General features: G+C 68.0%; 17 protein-coding genes. 8 read left to right on the top strand and 9 right to left on the bottom strand.

Features of this window, described 5'->3' with window-relative positions:
• The first annotated feature begins 156 nt into the window (after positions 1-156).
• Positions 157-1,050, top strand: a complete 894-nt coding sequence (locus tag V6M56_RS04510) for a LysR family transcriptional regulator (protein ID WP_332681641.1) — start codon at positions 157-159, stop codon at positions 1,048-1,050.
• A 209-nt stretch (positions 1,051-1,259) separates the two neighbouring features.
• Here V6M56_RS04510 and V6M56_RS04505 read toward each other — a convergent pair whose 3' ends face one another.
• From V6M56_RS04505 to proB, 9 genes are all read right to left on the bottom strand, one after another.
• On the bottom strand, positions 1,260-1,769 hold the full coding sequence (locus V6M56_RS04505; protein WP_332681638.1) for an RNA pyrophosphohydrolase: 510 nt from the start codon (positions 1,767-1,769) through the stop codon (positions 1,260-1,262).
• The gene (locus tag V6M56_RS04500; RefSeq protein WP_332681672.1) at positions 1,766-2,965 is read right to left on the bottom strand and encodes a divergent polysaccharide deacetylase family protein; all 1,200 of its coding nucleotides are present in this window, start codon (positions 2,963-2,965) and stop codon (positions 1,766-1,768) included. Before V6M56_RS04500 ends, V6M56_RS04505 begins: the two co-directional genes overlap by 4 nt.
• 170 nt (positions 2,966-3,135) lie before the next feature.
• A complete protein-coding gene (locus tag V6M56_RS04495; protein WP_332681637.1) occupies positions 3,136-4,509 on the bottom strand; it encodes a S41 family peptidase in 1,374 nt (457 codons plus the stop codon).
• Entirely contained in the window at positions 4,509-5,840 is a 1,332-nt protein-coding gene (locus tag V6M56_RS04490; RefSeq protein ID WP_332681636.1) for a murein hydrolase activator EnvC family protein, read from the bottom strand. The genes V6M56_RS04495 and V6M56_RS04490 overlap by 1 nt, the downstream gene beginning before the upstream one ends.
• A gap of 170 nt (positions 5,841-6,010) precedes the next feature.
• Positions 6,011-6,490, bottom strand: a complete 480-nt coding sequence (gene rlmH, locus V6M56_RS04485) for a 23S rRNA (pseudouridine(1915)-N(3))-methyltransferase RlmH (RefSeq protein WP_332681635.1) — start codon at positions 6,488-6,490, stop codon at positions 6,011-6,013.
• 12 nt (positions 6,491-6,502) lie between these two features.
• The gene (gene rsfS / locus V6M56_RS04480) at positions 6,503-6,871 is read right to left on the bottom strand and encodes a ribosome silencing factor (protein WP_332681633.1); all 369 of its coding nucleotides are present in this window, start codon (positions 6,869-6,871) and stop codon (positions 6,503-6,505) included.
• A gap of 111 nt (positions 6,872-6,982) precedes the next feature.
• Entirely contained in the window at positions 6,983-7,594 is a 612-nt protein-coding gene (locus tag V6M56_RS04475; protein ID WP_332681632.1) for a nicotinate-nucleotide adenylyltransferase, read from the bottom strand.
• Entirely contained in the window at positions 7,591-8,880 is a 1,290-nt protein-coding gene (locus tag V6M56_RS04470) for a glutamate-5-semialdehyde dehydrogenase (RefSeq protein ID WP_332681670.1), read from the bottom strand. The genes V6M56_RS04475 and V6M56_RS04470 overlap by 4 nt, the downstream gene beginning before the upstream one ends.
• A gap of 35 nt (positions 8,881-8,915) precedes the next feature.
• Positions 8,916-10,055: a glutamate 5-kinase gene (gene proB, locus V6M56_RS04465; RefSeq protein ID WP_332681631.1), complete on the bottom strand. Its 1,140-nt coding sequence runs from the start codon at positions 10,053-10,055 to the stop codon at positions 8,916-8,918.
• Positions 10,056-10,341: 286 nt separating this feature from the next.
• Here proB and V6M56_RS04460 point away from each other — a divergent pair, with 286 nt between their 5' ends.
• The 7 genes from V6M56_RS04460 to V6M56_RS04430 all read left to right on the top strand — a co-directional run.
• A complete protein-coding gene (locus V6M56_RS04460; protein ID WP_332681668.1) occupies positions 10,342-10,551 on the top strand; it encodes a cold-shock protein in 210 nt (69 codons plus the stop codon).
• A 133-nt stretch (positions 10,552-10,684) separates the two neighbouring features.
• Positions 10,685-10,948 carry a 30S ribosomal protein S21 gene (rpsU, locus tag V6M56_RS04455; protein WP_066476955.1) on the top strand — a complete coding sequence of 88 codons (264 nt, stop codon included), beginning with the start codon at positions 10,685-10,687 and terminating at the stop codon, positions 10,946-10,948.
• Between the two features lie 84 nt (positions 10,949-11,032).
• Positions 11,033-11,410 carry a DUF6481 family protein gene (locus tag V6M56_RS04450; protein ID WP_332681630.1) on the top strand — a complete coding sequence of 126 codons (378 nt, stop codon included), beginning with the start codon at positions 11,033-11,035 and terminating at the stop codon, positions 11,408-11,410.
• A gap of 85 nt (positions 11,411-11,495) precedes the next feature.
• Complete coding sequence (locus tag V6M56_RS04445; protein WP_332681629.1) at positions 11,496-11,873, top strand: hypothetical protein; 378 nt, start codon at positions 11,496-11,498, stop codon at positions 11,871-11,873.
• A 340-nt stretch (positions 11,874-12,213) separates the two neighbouring features.
• Positions 12,214-13,329, top strand: a complete 1,116-nt coding sequence (locus V6M56_RS04440) for a TRAP transporter substrate-binding protein (RefSeq protein WP_332681628.1) — start codon at positions 12,214-12,216, stop codon at positions 13,327-13,329.
• Between the two features lie 240 nt (positions 13,330-13,569).
• On the top strand, positions 13,570-14,136 hold the full coding sequence (locus V6M56_RS04435; RefSeq protein WP_332681626.1) for a TRAP transporter small permease subunit: 567 nt from the start codon (positions 13,570-13,572) through the stop codon (positions 14,134-14,136).
• A gap of 8 nt (positions 14,137-14,144) precedes the next feature.
• Positions 14,145-15,364 (top strand): TRAP transporter large permease (locus tag V6M56_RS04430; RefSeq protein ID WP_332681666.1); only part of this gene is annotated, 1,220 nt, incomplete at its 3' end.

Here is a 15,364-nt window from a genome sequence, read left to right as displayed (position 1 = left end):
GAGGCGACAAGGCGTCCTGAAAGCGATGCGCGAACCTCGTTCGCTTCGCCTTTCGGGTCGATCCAAATGATCCGCCCCGACTTGCACCATTGTTTGAAAGTGGCGGAAAGCCGCCGCCTATGGAAGACAGTGAGGCTCCCCGTCGCGGAACGGACCATGCGTGAAGCCAATCTGACGCTCATCCAGACCTTCTTCATCGTCGCGCGCGACGGCTCCTATTCCGCCGCGGCGCGCAAGCTCGGGATGAGCTACCAGTCGGCCGCGAACCATGTCCGCCGGCTCGAGCAGGTCCTGGAGGAGCGCCTCGTCCTGTCCGAGCAGGGCGCCAAGACGGTCACCCTGACGCCGCGCGGGCGCAGCCTCTACAAGCTGCTGCTGCCGGAGCTCGACACGGTGCTGGCCCGGCTCGACCGGACGCTCGACAAGGAGCGCCCGGTGCTGCGCATCGGCCTGCCGCAGGCGATCTTCTACTATCTGCTGCCGCCGATCCTGGCCCGGTTCCGGGAGCTCTTCCCGCAGGTCGAGATCCTCGCCTATGAGCGCGACACCGCCCTGCCCGAGATGATCAAGGATGGCAGCCTCGATCTGTGCATCACCGAGCGCTATTTCGGCGACCCGAACGTGCCCCAGCACCTGGTCTGCACCTATCGGCCGGCCCTGGTCTTCCCGACGGCATGGGGCCCGGTCCCGGCGGCCGGCTCGATCCGGCAATGGGCGCAGGGCCGCCCCTTCGTGACCTATGAGCCCGGCCAGCTGCTGCGCAATCTCGCCATCGACTATCTGCGTCCCGACGGAGCGGAGATGGAGATCGCGATCTCGACCTCCGGCAGTTCGAGCGTGAAGCGCTGCGTCGAGGCCGGCCTCGGCTTTGCGATCATCCCCGCCTGGTGTCTCGACGGCAGCGAGACCAGCATCGCCGGCATCGAGATCGCCGAGCTTCCCGAGATCCCGATCTATTTCGGCGAAGCCAGCTTCCTCGCCCGAAACCCCTATGTCGTCACGCTGCGCCAGCTCTGCGGCAACCTGATGCAGACGGCGCCAGGCGCGTAATACCAGCGGCCTTTGGATTTGCCCGTTGCGAGGGCCTGGCCGTCATTGCGAGGAGCGAAGCGACGAAGCAAGCCAGGGGGACGTAGAGCTCTGCTGCCCCTGGATTGCTTCGCTCCGCTCGCAATGACGGAGAGGGTATCGCACCGGTCTACCGCGAAGGCCGTTGACATAAGCTCCGCCGCTCGGGGCCGATCGGGCTTCGCCGCGACTCACGCTCGAGCGTAACCGGCGAACAGCCGCGCGACCTCGCGATAGACCTCGCGCTTGAACGGGATGATCAGTTCCGGCGTCTCCGTCAGCGGTGCCCAGCGCCAGTCGTCGAATTCCGCCTTGTGGCTGCCGGCCGGGCTGGCAATGTCGATCTCGCTGTCCTCGCCCTCGAAGCGGAAGGCGAACCATCTCTGCGACTGGCCGCGATAGCGCCCGCGCCAGGCCTCCTTGCCGATCTCGCGCGGCAGATCGTAGTCCAGCCAGTCCGGCGCCTCGGCCAGCAGCGAGACCGAGGTGACATTGGTTTCCTCGCGCAGTTCGCGATAGGCCGCCTGCAAAGGCTGCTCGCCCGGGTCGATGCCGCCTTGCGGCATCTGCCACTCATGGCCGGGCGCGACATGCTCGCGCTGGCTGCGGTTGGCGCGGCGGCCGAGGAAGACCAGGCCGTCCCGATTGAACAGGGTGAGGCCGACGCAGGGGCGGTAGCCGGGGGGCGGGCGGGTGGTCATCGCAGGGAGCCGGTGCTCGAAGGGTTGCGGAAGCCGCGCGCAGCACTGACCGGCACGATGGCGAGGCCCTTGGCCTCGAGCGTCCTGGCCCAGCGCGCGATGCGCTCCACCGTGACGGGAAGGGCGCTGGCGGTCGCGACGGCGACGCCGTTCTCGCGGGCGAGCGTCTCCAGGCGCTGCAACTCCTTGTCGATGGCGTCGGCGCGCGCGATGCCGTCGAGTGCGAGATCGGCCTTCAGCGCCGGGATCTGCGCCCTGATGGCGGCCGGCGCGAGCTGGCTGCGCGGCGAGGAGCCGTCGTCGACCACCATCAGGCCGCGCCCGGCGACCTCGCGCAGCAGCGGCGTCAGAGCGGCGTCGTCGGCGGTCAGGCGGCCGCCGAGGAAATTGACGATGCCGACATAGCCGGTGAAGCGGCCGAGCGCCCATTGCAGCCGGTCGAGATTGTCGACGCCCTTCGGGCCGGTGAGCAAAGTGTGGGGGCCAGGGTCGTTGTCGGGATAGTCGAACGGCTCCATCGGCACCTGCAGGAAGACCTCATGGCCCTCGGCGCGGGCCCGGGCCGCGGTCTTCTCGAGATCGGCGCCATAGGGCGCGAAGGCGAGGGAGACGGCGCCGGGCAGGCGCGCGATCGCCTCGCTGGTCGAGCTCTGGCTGATGCCGAGGCCGCCGACCATGATCGCGATGCGCCCGGCCGGCTTGGCGGCGGGCGCGGGGCCGAGCGGCCGGGCATAGACCTGCGCCGGCGTCGCACCATCAGGGCCGACCTTGGGCAGGAAGCCATGCCGGGTGCGCTCGACCAGCCGCTTGTCCGGAGCTGGTGCCAGCCTGATGGCGCCCGCGTCGGGGACGGTGATGACGATGGCGCCGGGCGCTTCCGAACCCGGCCGGACCACGGTGACGCCGGATTCGGCCTCGAGCTGGCGGGCGCTGGCCGGACCGTGCGGCTCGTCGCGCCGGCCGGTCTCGGGGCCGGCGGCAGCGATTTCCGGTGCCGGCGCCCTCTCCTTGATGGTGGCGGTCGCCATCGGCTCGCCGCCATCGGGATCGCGCCGGAGCGCCGCGTAGAATGTCAGGACGGCGAAGGCCACGACCAGCGTGCCGGCGAGCCCGAGCGCAAGCCAGCGGCCGACAGGCGGGCGCGAGCGCGCGCGCCTGTTACGCCCGAGGGGCTGGTCGAGTTCGCTGAGCGGCATTCCGGCCAAGAAGCCGTCCTCGCTGGTCGGGCGCGGACGCGAATCAGTCCGCGACGCTAGAGTCGGATGATTCGGGGTGGAATCAACCGGCAATCAGCCGCAGCGGCAATAAACTCTCGGGGAGGGCGAGCCGCGCCAATGGTTTCGGCGCGGCCAACTCTGCGGCCGGTTCAGTTCGGCTTGGGCGCATCCGCCGGAGCGGCATCGGTCTTGGGCGCTTCAGCAGCCGGTGCGGCAGGCGCCGGCGCAGCGGCGGCGGCGTCCTTCTTGACGCCGCGCAGCAGGTTGAGTGCCGCGATGAGCTGCGTGTCCTTGGCGGCATCGGCGGGGACGTAGGAAGCCGAGCCGGACTGCTCGTCCTTGCCGTCGCCGGACTTCAGATGACCCTTGAGCGAAGCCTCGCCCTTGTTGTCGACCTTGTCCTTCAGCTCGGCGGGCACGTCCTGGATGATCTCGACGTCCGGGGTGATGCCCTTGGCCTGGATCGAGTTGCCGGACGGCGTGTAGTAGCGCGCCGTGGTCAGGCGCAGGCCGCCCTGGTCGCCGAGGCGGATCACGGTCTGCACCGAGCCCTTGCCGAAGGAGCGCGAACCCATGACGGTGGCGCGCTTGTGGTCCTGCAGGGCGCCGGCGACGATCTCGGCGGCCGAGGCCGAGGAGCCGTTGATCAGCACGACCACCGGCTTGCCCTTGGTCAGGTCGCCCGCCTTGGCGTTGAAGACCTGGGTCTCCTCGGCGTTGCGGCCGCGGGTCGAGACGATCTTGCCGCGCTCGAGGAAGGCGTCGGAGACCAGCACCGACTGGTCGAGCCGGCCGCCGCGATTGTTGCGCAGGTCGATGATGTAGCCCTTGACCTTGTCGGCGCCGATCTCGGCGTTGACCTTGTCGATGCCCTTGCGCAGGCCCTCATAGGTCTGCTCGCTGAAGGTGCCGATGCGGATATAGCCGACATCGGTCTCGGCGCGTTCCTCGACCGCCGGGACGACGATGTTGGAGCGGGTCAGGGTGAATTCCAGCGGCTCGGACTTGGCCCGCTCGATCTTGAGCTTGACCTGGGTGTTGATGATGCCGCGCATCTTCTCCACCGCCTGGTTCAGGTTGAGGCCCTTGACCTCGTCGCCGTCGATCTGGCGGATGATGTCGCCGGCGAGGATGCCGGCCTTGGCGGCGGGCGTGTCGCGAATCGGCTTGGCGACCTTGAGGACGCCGTCCTCCATGGTGACTTCGATGCCGAGGCCACCGAACTGGCCGCGCATGTCGATGTCCATGTCGCGGAAGCTCTTGGCGTCGAGGAAGGCCGAGTGCGGGTCGAGCGAGGAGACCATGCCGTTGATCGCGGCCTCGATCAGCTTCTGCTCGTCGGGCTTCTCGACATAGTCGGTGCGGATCTTCTCGAAGATGTCGCCGAACAGGTTGAGGCTGCGATAGACCTCCGCCGAGGCCGCGACCGCGCTGGTCGAGGACAACAGGCCCGTTTGCGTCGCGAGGCCGGTGAGGCCGGCGCCGGCGATCGCGCCTGCGAGAACGAGAGAGACCTTGCGCATCATCCGCGAACCTTTTCGCTTTGCGGTTTTATCCACCACGGCGTCGGATCGACCGAGACGCCGTCTTTTCTGAATTCGACGTAGAGAACCGGCTCACCGGCTCCCGCTCCTACATTCGCCGCCGCCGCTTCGGCGGTTTCGCCCATCACCGCCACCGGTTCGCCCGCGAGCACGAACTGATTGAGCGAAACATCGATACGCTGCATGCCCGCCAGAAGGATATAGTAACCATTGCCGGCATTCAGTATCAAGAGTTGGCCGAAGGACCGGAACGGTCCCGCATAGACTACCCAGGCATCGGAAGGTGACGAAACGACGGCATTCGGCCGGGTGGAAAGCGATATTCCGCGCGTCGCGACGCCAAGCTCGTCATTAACCCCGAATCCACGCAATTGTGATCCCGCCACCGGCAGCGGCAGCCGCCCGCGCGTCTCGGGAAAGGCGATCTTCGGCGCCAGCCGCGCCGGGTCGCGGAAGGCCAGCGCCGCCATGCGCTGGCGCTGCTCGCGCGTCTCGTTCTCGAGCGCCAGGCGGGCGGCCTCGGCGGCACGGTTGGCGACCGAGATCTCCTTCTCCATGCGCTCGACGAAATCGCGCAGGGTCCTGGCCTGGCCCGCCAGCGCACCGGCGGCGGCGCGCTGGGCCTCGATGTCCTGCGCGGCGCTGGCCTCGCGCTCGCGCCTGGCCTCGACCAGCGATGCGAGGCGCTGGCGCTCGCCGGCGAGGTCCACCATCTCGCCGGTGATCGCCTTGCGCTCGCTGGCGATGCCGTCGCGCAGGCGCACCAGTTCGCCGAGATCGGTGCCGAGGATGACGATCTCCTGGCGCAGATCGGGCACGACCGCGCCGAGCAGCATCGAGGCGCGTACCGCCTCGAGAATGTCCTCCGGCCGGACCAGCACGGCAGGCGGCGGCCTGCGGCCGATGCGCTGGAGGGCTGCCAGCACTTCGCCGATCAGCCCGCGCCGGCCTTCGAGAGACCGCCGGATCGCCGCCTCGCTGCTCTGCAGCAAGGCGAGGCGCTGTTCGAGGGCGGCGATGCGGCCCTCGGCGGCCTGCGTCTTGGCGGTGGTTTCGAGCAGCGCCGCATTGAGGCTGGCGCGGTCGGCGCGGATGCCGGCGATCTCGGTCTCGAGCTTGGCACGGGCCTCGGCGTTGCCGGCGAGCCGCTCCTCGATCGCCTTGAGCTCGGCCTCGCGGGCGCGCTTCTCCTCCTGCTTCTGCTGCGTCTCGCGCGCGACCTGCTCGGCATTGGGATCGGGTGCCTGGGCTTGGGCGGCGGGGAAGGGCGATGCCACGACGAACGCCAATGCCAGCAGGCACATGCGCATTCCCTCCCCCCGCTTGCGGCGGGGAGGGGCAGGGTGGGCGGCAGCGCCGCTCGGCGGGACGATGAAAGACGGAGCTCGGGCTTTCCGCTCCCCCATCCCTGGCTCTTCCCCACCGCAAGCGGGGGGAAGGGGATCGGTGGCGCCGATGCGAATCAGCTGGCGGTCGAGGCTCATGCGCGATGATAAGGGTGCCCGGCCATGATCGTCATCGCCCGATAGAGCTGTTCGAGCGCGAGTGCCCGGACGATCTGGTGTGGGATGGTCAGGGCGCCGAAGCAGAGCACCAGTCCGGCGCGGGCGCGCAAATCCTCGGCCAGCCCGTCGGCCCCGCCGATCAGCAGGGTCGCGGCCGGCGTCCCCGCATCGCGCGCCGCTGCGAGGCGCCCGGCGAAGGCCTCGCTGCCGAGACTCTTGCCGCGTTCGTCGAGCGCGATGACGAGGCCCGGCGGCAGGCGCTCCGCGATCAGGCGGGCCTCGTCATTGCGGCGCTCCTCGCTGCGGCGGCCGCGGCTTTCGGCGATCTCGACGATGTCGGGGCCGCTGAAGCCGAGCCCGCGCGACAGCCCGGCGGCGCGTTCATGATAGCGGCTGCAGAGATCGCGTTCCGGCCCGTCCTTGAGACGGCCGACAGCGATGATCGAAAGGCGCATGGACGGCCGGCTTCAGCCGACCAGGCGCTCATGCGGCCGGTCGGCGCCCCACATCTTCTCGAGATTGTAGAACTGGCGCACTTCCGGGCGGAAGACATGGATGATGATGTCGCCGGTGTCGATCAGGACCCAGTCGCAAGCCGGCATGCCCTCGACCTTCGGCGCTGGCTGGCCGGCCTTCTTGAAGGCCTCGACGAGGCTGTCGGCGATCGCGCCGACATGGCGGTTGACGGTGCCCGAAGCGATGATCATGGCGTCGGCCAGGGAAGTCTTCCCGACGAGGTCGATGACCGTGATCTCCTCGGCCTTCATGTCCTCGAGGACCTGGAGCGCGAGGGTGACGCCGGCCGCGGCCGGATGATCGACTGCGGTGGCCGGCACAAGCGGCTCGGAGCCTGCTTCGCCGAGGTTTTGACGGGTCAGAGCCGTGTCCTCACGTGACGACGCGCTCAAGGCGCGACCCGTCCAATCTACGCGCGCAGGGCCCATAATTCAATCGTTTTCGGCGTTTTCACGCAACTGCGTCGAGGACAGGTCCGAGCGTTTGCCGTGCAGGAAGATCCAGGCCGGGGGGGTGCGCACGGCGAGCGCCGCGCCCTGGTTCTCGGGAAGGCGCCAGCGCGCCAGCCAGTTCGCCGCGGGCGAGGCGACCGAGCGGTGGGTCGAGCCCGGCCGGTCGATCACGGCGATCGGCATCATCCTGGCGATGACCCGCCACTCGTTCCAGCGATGGAAGCTGGCGAGGTTGTCGGAGCCCATGATCCAGACGAAGCGCACGCCGGGGCAGCGCCGCTTCAGCGCGCGCAGCGTGTCGGCGGTGTAGCGGGTGCGCAGGGTCGCCTCGACCCCGGTGATGTGGATGCGGCCATGGTCGGCAAGCGCCCGGGCGAAGGCGATGCGCTCCGACAGGGGCGGCAAGGCGCGGTTGTCCTTGAGCGGGTTGCCGGGGCTGACCAGCCACCAGACACGGTCGAGCTGGAGCCGGCGCAGCGCCGTGACGCTCGCCATCCGGTGGCCGTCATGGGCCGGGTTGAAGGAGCCGCCGAACAGGCCGATGCGCAGGCCGGGCGCGTAAGGCGGCAGGCGCAGATCCTCGGTGCTCACGGGCGGGTCTGGCCCCTGCCATGAACCCGGTACTTGAACGAGCAGAGCTGATCGACGCCGACGGGGCCGCGGGCATGCATCCGTCCGGTGGCGATGCCGATCTCGGCGCCGAAGCCGAACTCGCCGCCATCGGCGAACTGGGTCGAGGCATTGTGCAGCACGATCGCCGAATCGACCTCGGCGAGGAAGCGCTGCGCCGCGGCGTCGTCCTGGGTCACGATGGCGTCGGTGTGGTGCGAGCCGTAAGCCTCGATATGGTCGATGGCGGCATCGAGGCCGGGCACCACCTTCGCCGCGATGATGCGGTCGAGATATTCGGTGCTCCAGTCGGCCGCGTCGGCGGCTTCGACACGGCTGTCGGCGGCTTGCGCGGCGCCGTCGCCGCGCACGGCGCAGCCGGCGTCGAGCAGGGCCTGGAGCAGCGGCTTCAGATGGGTTTTCGCGCAGGCCTCGTCGACGAGCAGGGTCTCGGCGGCGCCGCAGACGCCGGTGCGGCGCAATTTGGCGTTGAGCAGGATGTCCCGGGCCATGGCGAGATCGGCCTTGGCATGGACGTAGACGTGGCAGTTGCCGTCGAGATGGGCGAAGACCGGAACGCGCGCATCCGACTGCACCCGCGCCACCAGGCTCCTGCCGCCGCGCGGCACCACGACGTCGACATTGCCGTCGAGCCCGGCGAGGATTTCGCCGACCGCGGCGCGGTCGCGGCTGGGCACGAGCTGGATCGCGTCGCGCGGCAGGCCGGCGGCACCAAGCCCGTCCTGCATCGCGGCGGCGATCTCGGTCGAGGTCCGGAAGCTGTCGGAGCCGGCGCGCAGGATCGCGACATTGCCACTCTTCAGGCACAAGGCGCCGGCATCCGCGGTGACGTTGGGGCGGCTCTCGAAGATCACAGCGACGACGCCGAGCGGGGTCGCGACGCGCTCGAAGAAGAGGCCGTTCGGCCGGGTCCAGCTCGCGAGCACGCGCCCGACCGGATCGGGCAAGGCGGCGATGCCGGTAACCGCCTCGGCGATCGCCGCGAGCCGTGACTCGTCCAAGGCGAGCCGGTCGATGAAGGCTTCGTTCTGGCCGCCGGCGCGGGCCTCGTCGAGATCCTGCCGGTTGGCGGCGAGGATCGCGGCCGAGCGGATGCGCAGCGCCTGGGCGATCGAGAGCAGCGCCTGGTCGCGCTGCGCGCCGGGCGCTGTGGCGAGCCGCCGTGCCGCGGCGCGTGCGCGCCGGCCGAGCTCGCGCATCAGGTTTGCGACCTCGCCGTTCTCGTTGCTGGCCTCGGGCAGGCGCATCGCGCTCTCGCTGATCATGATCCGCCTGTGCTCACTCAAGCGCTGCGATCGTAGCCGAGGCGCAGCGCCATGTCGTCCCGGTGTATCATCTCGGCCCGGCCGGGATAGCCGAGGATCGCCTCGATATCGCGCGAGGCCTTGCCGAGCACGCGCCCGGCCTCGTCCGCATCATAGGCGACGAGCCCGCGCCCGAGCTCGACGCCGTCGCCGGCGCGGATCACCACGGCGTCGCCGCGGCTGAACCCGCCCTCGATCCGGGTGACGCCGACCGGCAGCAGGCTGGCGCCGCCGCGCAGCGCCCGGGCGGCGCCCTCGTCGACATGCAGCACGCCGCGCGGTTCGAGCGTGCCGGCGATCCAGGTCTTGCGCGCCGTCGCCGGCGTCGAGGCGCTGAGGAACCAGGTGCAGCGGCCGCCCTCGGTGACCTGGCGCAGCGGATTCTTGCCGCGCCCGTCGGCGATCAGCATATGGGCGCCGCCGGCGGTGGCGATCTTGCCGGCCTCGATCTTGGTGCGCATGCCGCCGCGCGAAAGTTCGGAAGCGGCGCCGCCGGCCATCGCCTCGATCGCGGGCGTGATCGCCGGCACGACGGGAATGAGCTGCGCATCCGGATCGGACTGGGGCGGCGCGGTGTAGAGCCCGTCGATGTCGGAGAACAGCACGAGCAGGTCGGCCCCGGCCATGGTGGCGACGCGCGCCGCCAGCCGGTCGTTGTCGCCATAGCGGATCTCGGAGGTGGCGACGGTGTCGTTCTCGTTGATCACCGGCACGGCCCTGAGGTCGAGCAGGCGGCCGAGCGTGGCGCGGGCGTTGAGATAGCGCCGGCGCTCCTCGGTGTCGGCCAGCGTCAGCAGGATCTGGCCGGCATTGAGCCCGTGATGGCCGAGCGACTCGGCCCAGTTGCGGGCGAGCGCGATCTGGCCGATCGCCGCGGCGGCCTGGCTCTCCTCCAGCTTCAGCGCGCCAGCCGGCAGCTTGAGCACGGTGCGGCCGAGCGCGATCGCTCCCGAGGAGACCACGAGCACATCGGCGCCGCTGGCATGCAGCTCGGCCAGGTCCTCGGCCAGCGCCGCCAGCCAGGCATGGCGCAGCCGGCCGCCGGCACGGTCGACGAGCAGGGACGAGCCGACCTTGACGACGACGCGTCGGAACTGGCGGAGGAGGGGGATGCTCACGCGGGTGAACCGGGGAGGGCGGGGAAGGGAAAGCTGGCTCTAACCGGCTTCGTCTTGGCCAAATCGCGGCCGTTGTAAAGCCGCGCGGCACGCAAGGCGGCCATCCCGATCGGGGATTGCGTTGACAAAGCGTGCACAAGCGCGCATATAGAGGGCCTCGATATGAGGCCGAACGACTTGGCCCTGCGCGATTTTAAAGCGCTCGCTGACGACCTTCCCAACCAAAGATCGACAACCGTCCCGCGGTTTTCGCAGGATGGCACTTCACGTTACGAAAGGGTTCGTCATGAGCACGGGCACAGTCAAGTGGTTCAATTCGACCAAGGGTTTCGGCTTCATCCAGCCGGATGATGGCGGTCAGGACGTCTTCGTTCATATCAGCGCCGTCGAGCGCGCCGGTATGCGCGATCTGCAGGAAGGTCAGAAGATCTCCTACGAGATGGTTCAGGATCGTCGCTCCGGCAAGATGGCGGCCGATCAGCTTCAGGCCGTGTGACGCGGCGACTTATCGCGGCCGGCGACCACGGATGTACTGGCGCTGGACCGATGAGTCTGCTACCGCACGACCAGAATGGGGGGTCAGGTGACAGCCTGGCCCTTTTCCCTTCATTTCCTTTGAGGAGAAATGCATGCAGGTTCTCGTGCGCGACAATAATGTCGACCAGGCCCTCCGAGTTCTGAAGAAGAAGATGCAGCGCGAGGGCGTGTTTCGCGAGATGAAGCGCCGGGCTGCCTATGAGAAGCCTTCCGAGCAGCGCGTCCGCGAAAAGGCCGACGCCATCCGCCGCGCCCGCAAGCTCGCCCGCAAGCAGGCTCAGCGCGAAGGCCTGATCGCCGCGCCGAAGCCGAAGGTGCTCAAGCCCCGCCCTGGGGTCGCAGCCGCCCCGCGTTGATCTCAGTACCAAAATCCGGCGATTTGCCGTAAGCGCAACGCGCGGACGGCATCCTCGCCCGTGCAAGCAAAGAGAAGGCCCGCCTTGAAGAACCCGAACGACCGCCATTTCACCGATCGCCAGGTCAATTCCGCGAATGCGAAGAAGGCCCTGCTGGAGCGCTTCAAGAAGCGTCCCGGTCCGGACGATCCCGTGATGGTGCAGCGACGGGCCGAGCGGCAGGCGATCGCCGACGCGCGGGTCGTCCGCGACGCGGAGAAGGAAGCCGCTCGCCTCGAGGCCGAGCGTCTCGCCGCGATCGAGCAGGCTGCCCGCGAGGAAGCCGAGCGGCTGGCCGAGATCGAGCGCGAGGTGATCCGCAAGGCCGAGCAGGCCAAGCGCGATGCGGAACGTCCGCGCCGCGTCCTGCTCGAGGCCGTGCAGTACATGGAAAAGCGCGTCGCCGGCAAAGGCCGTCGCTGAGCGCTTTTGCGTTTCGAGACCCGGATGCGGATGAGCGCCCTGTCCGGTGGGACTTGCCTTCCCACTAGCAGAAGGAGCAGCCGCCATGGCGACTCGAGGCCTTTCCGCAGACGAGATCAAGCGCCGCGCGCAGCTGACCTTCGACAAGGCCGAGCAGCGCAAGCTCGACTCCGAGCGGGCCTTCGACGCATTGCGCGCCGAGCAGCAGGCCACGGCGGCCAAGACGGCGCGGCTGCGCGCGCTGCGCCTTGCCAAGGAAAGCGCCGATGCGGAAGCTGCGGCGCAGGTCGCCGCTGAGCAGCTGGCCGCCAAGGCGGCCAAGCTCGCAGCCAAGCTCGCGGCTGCCAAGACGGCGGCCGCGAACAAGACTGCCGCCGCGAAGACCAGGGCCAGCAAGGCGGCCGGAACCGGCAAGGTCCGTGCTGCTGCGGCCGCTGCCCCGAAGAAGACCAAGACGGCATAGCGCCGGCCATTCGCCGGCCTGGCCTTGCCCCGGTGCCGAGCGCCGGACGATACCGCTCACCTTCCTATGTCAAGGCCCGTCCCGCCTGTCGCGGACGGGCCTTTTTCATGCCCGCAACGTCATGGATTTCCCTGCGTCACCTCGATGGTGCAATGCAGTAAAGATTCCTCCGCAATGTTTTGTTTCTGCGGGGGAACAGCACTCATTCCAGGATCGGCGAGCCCCTGCTCTCAGTTTTCCCTTGCCAGATGCGCAAGGCCAAGAAACTCTCCCTGCGGCAGTCCCATCGCCGCAATCAATTGCACGCCGATCAAACGGCGCAGCTTCAGGGGAGAGAACCATGACTTCCGAACCGACGAAGACGCGCGCCAGCCGGCGCAATTTCCTCAAGGTCGCCGGACTCGCAGGGGTCGGCGCCGTCGCCATGCCACAGGTCAGCCGGGCGCAGACCGTGACCTGGAAGTTCCAGTCGACCTGGCCGACCAAGGACATCTTCCACGAATTCGCCGGCGACTTCGCCAAGCGGATCAACGACATGTCCGGCGGGCGGCTGAAGATCGACGTGCTCGCCGCCGGCGCCGTCGTGCCGGCCTTCCAGATGCAGGACGCGGTCCATGCCGGCATCCTCGACGGCGGCCATGGCGTCTCGGCCTATTGGTACGGCAAGAACAAGGCCTTCTCGCTGTTCGGCACGCCGCCGGCGCTCGGCTGGGATGCCAACAATTTCCTCGGCTGGATGAGCTATGGCGGCGGCTACGACCTCTATAACGACCTCGTCCAGAACCAGCTCAAGCTCAATCTCGTCGGCTTCTTCTCGGGGCCGATGCCGTGCCAGCCGCTCGGCTGGTTCAAGAAGGAGTTGAAGACGGCCGACGACTTCAAGGGTCTGAAATACCGCACCGTCGGCCTCGCCGCCGATCTGATGCGTGAAATGGGCGCCGCCGTGACCATCCTCGCCGGCGGCGAGATCGTGCCGGCGCTGGAGCGCGGCGTGATCGATGGGGCCGAGTTCAACAACCCGTCCTCGGACTCGATCCTCGGCTTCCAGGACGTCGCCAAGGTCTACATGCTGCAGAGCTACCATCAGGCGGCGGAGAGCTTCGAACTGCTCTTCAACAAGACCAAGTTCGACGCGCTCTCGCCGGAGCTGAAGGCGATCGTGAAGTACGCGGGCGAGGCGGCTTCCTCCGACATGCTCTGGAAGGCGCTCGACCGCTACTCCAAGGATCTCGAGATGCTGAAAGCCAAGGGCGTCAACGTCGTCGCGGCGCCGGAAGCGATCCTGAAGTCGCAGCTCGCGGCCTGGGACAAGGTGCTCGACAAGCTCGGTGGCGAAAGCCCCTTCTTCAAGAAGGTGGTCGATTCGCAGAAGGCCTGGGTCAAGCGCACGGTCTCCTATCAGCGGCTCAACGAGCCCTCGCGTGACCTCGCCTTCAACCATTTCTTCAAGAGCTGAACGGCCCGGCTCGACGAGACCACGCCCGCCATCGTCAGAGCAGGATGCGAAAAGTGGGAACCGGTTTTCGCATGAATCCTGCTCTAACTTTTTGATATGAGACGGATTCAGACTTCAGATGGAAGCGCTTTGCGATTCCATCTGAAGTCATCCGGCTCTAGCGATGGCGGGCGTTCTGCGCCCACCCTTCCAAGCAGCAGGCAGCGGACGCGAATGGGACTGATCCTGGCGATCGACAAAATGAACACGGCCATCGGCAAGCTCGCCGGCTGGACCATCCTGATCCTGACGCTGGCGATCAGCTACGAGGTCTTCGCGCGCTATGCCCTGCGCGCGCCGACCGAATGGGCCTTCGACGTCAGCTACATCCTCTACGGCACGCTGTTCATGCTGGCCGGGCCCTATGCGCTGGCGCGCAACGCCCATGTCCGCGGCGACTTCCTCTATCGCCAATGGAGCCCCCGGACGCAGGCCAGGCTCGATCTGACGCTCTACTTCCTGTTCTTCTTCCCCGGCATCATCGCGCTGGCCTGGGCCGGCTACAAGTTCGCGGCCTTCTCCTGGATGATCGGCGAGCATTCCTCGAACTCGCCGAGCGGGCCGCCGCTCTATCACTTCAAGTCGCTGATCCCGATCGCCGGGGTGCTGATGACCGTGCAGGGGCTGGCCGAGGTGGCGCGCTGCATCATCTGCCTGCGCACCGGCGAATGGCCGCCGCGGCTGCACGACGTGGAGGAAACCGAAAAGCTCATTCTCGAACAGGCCGCGGCAGCCCAAGGCGGGCCCGACGCCGGGAAAGCGATCTGATGCTGGGCATGGGCAATCCGGAACTGGGCGTGCTGATGCTCGTCCTGTTCATCTTCTTCATCATGCTCGGCTTCCCGATCGCCTTCACGCTGATGGCTCTCGGCGTCGGCTTCGGCTACTGGGCGATGGGCGACACGGTCTTCAACCTGGTGGTGCAGCGCACCTATTCGGTGATGGCCAACGACGTGCTGGTCTCGATCCCGCTCTTCATCTTCATGGGCTACATCATCGAGCGGGCGAACATCCTCGACAAGCTGTTCCACTCGATCCAGCTCGCGCTCGGCAATGTGCCGGGCTCGCTGGCCATCGCGACGCTCGCGACCTGCGCCATCTTCGCCACCGCGACCGGCATCGTCGGGGCGGTGGTGACGCTGATGGGGCTGCTCGCCTTCCCCGCGATGCTGCGCGCCGGCTACGACGTCAAGCTCTCGGCCGGCGTGGTCTGCGCCGGCGGCTGCCTCGGCATCCTGATCCCGCCCTCGGTGATGCTGATCCTGTACGGCGCGACTGCCGGCGTCTCGGTGCCGAAGCTCTATGCCGGCGCGCTGTTCCCCGGCCTGCTGCTGGCCGGCATGTACATGCTCTATGTGCTGATCCGCTGCTGGCTCAACCCGTCGCTGGCCCCGAAGCTGCCGAAGGAGCAGACCGACGTTCCGTGGACGACCGTGATCTGGGCGCTGCTGACCAGCTTCTTCCCGCTCACCCTGCTGATCATGTCGGTGCTGGGCGCGATCTTCTTCGGCCTGGCGACACCGACAGAGGCGGCGGCGATCGGTTCGCTCGGCAGCCTGATGCTGGCGACCGCTTATCGCGCGCTGAGCTTCAACAAGGTCAAGGAGTCGGTGATCCTGACGGCCCGGACCTCGGCGATGGTCTGCTGGCTGTTCGTCGGTTCCTTCATCTTCTCGTCGATCTTCGCCATCCTCGGCGGCCACGAGCCGATCAAGAACCTGGTCACGGCGCTGAACCTGTCGCCGACGATGTTCCTGGTCGTCGCCCAGATCATCATCTTCATCCTGGGCTGGCCGCTGGAATGGACCGAGATCATCGTGATCTTCGTGCCGATCTTCCTGCCGCTGCTGGAGTTCTTCAAGATCGACCCGCTGTTCTTCGGCATCCTGATCGCCCTGAACATCCAGACCTCGTTCCTGTCGCCGCCGGTGGCGATGGCGCCCTTCTATCTCAAGGGCATCGCGCCGCCGCATGTCACCATCAACGAGATCTTCTC

Origin of the sequence: Allobosea sp. (assembly GCF_036675845.1) — a bacterium.
GTDB lineage: Bacteria > Pseudomonadota > Alphaproteobacteria > Rhizobiales > Beijerinckiaceae > Allobosea.
The sequence above is the reverse complement of the archived record's forward strand: the minus strand, read 5'-3'. Positions and strand labels throughout refer to the sequence as shown.

Bases quoted from the DNA above. Each gene is read 5' to 3' on its own strand.
- V6M56_RS04510 (WP_332681641.1), top strand. From the start codon at position 157: ATGCGTGAAGCCAATCTGACGCTCATCCAGACCTTCTTCATCGTCGCG.
- V6M56_RS04505 (WP_332681638.1), bottom strand. From the start codon at position 1,769: ATGACCACCCGCCCGCCCCCCGGCTACCGCCCCTGCGTCGGCCTCACC.
- V6M56_RS04500 (WP_332681672.1), bottom strand. From the start codon at position 2,965: ATGCCGCTCAGCGAACTCGACCAGCCCCTCGGGCGTAACAGGCGCGCG.
- V6M56_RS04495 (WP_332681637.1), bottom strand. From the start codon at position 4,509: ATGCGCAAGGTCTCTCTCGTTCTCGCAGGCGCGATCGCCGGCGCCGGC.
- V6M56_RS04490 (WP_332681636.1), bottom strand. From the start codon at position 5,840: ATGCGCATGTGCCTGCTGGCATTGGCGTTCGTCGTGGCATCGCCCTTC.
- rlmH (WP_332681635.1), bottom strand. From the start codon at position 6,490: ATGCGCCTTTCGATCATCGCTGTCGGCCGTCTCAAGGACGGGCCGGAA.
- V6M56_RS04470 (WP_332681670.1), bottom strand. From the start codon at position 8,880: ATGCGCCTGCCCGAGGCCAGCAACGAGAACGGCGAGGTCGCAAACCTG.
- V6M56_RS04460 (WP_332681668.1), top strand. From the start codon at position 10,342: ATGAGCACGGGCACAGTCAAGTGGTTCAATTCGACCAAGGGTTTCGGC.
- rpsU (WP_066476955.1), top strand. From the start codon at position 10,685: ATGCAGGTTCTCGTGCGCGACAATAATGTCGACCAGGCCCTCCGAGTT.
- V6M56_RS04445 (WP_332681629.1), top strand. From the start codon at position 11,496: ATGGCGACTCGAGGCCTTTCCGCAGACGAGATCAAGCGCCGCGCGCAG.
- V6M56_RS04440 (WP_332681628.1), top strand. From the start codon at position 12,214: ATGACTTCCGAACCGACGAAGACGCGCGCCAGCCGGCGCAATTTCCTC.
- V6M56_RS04435 (WP_332681626.1), top strand. From the start codon at position 13,570: ATGAACACGGCCATCGGCAAGCTCGCCGGCTGGACCATCCTGATCCTG.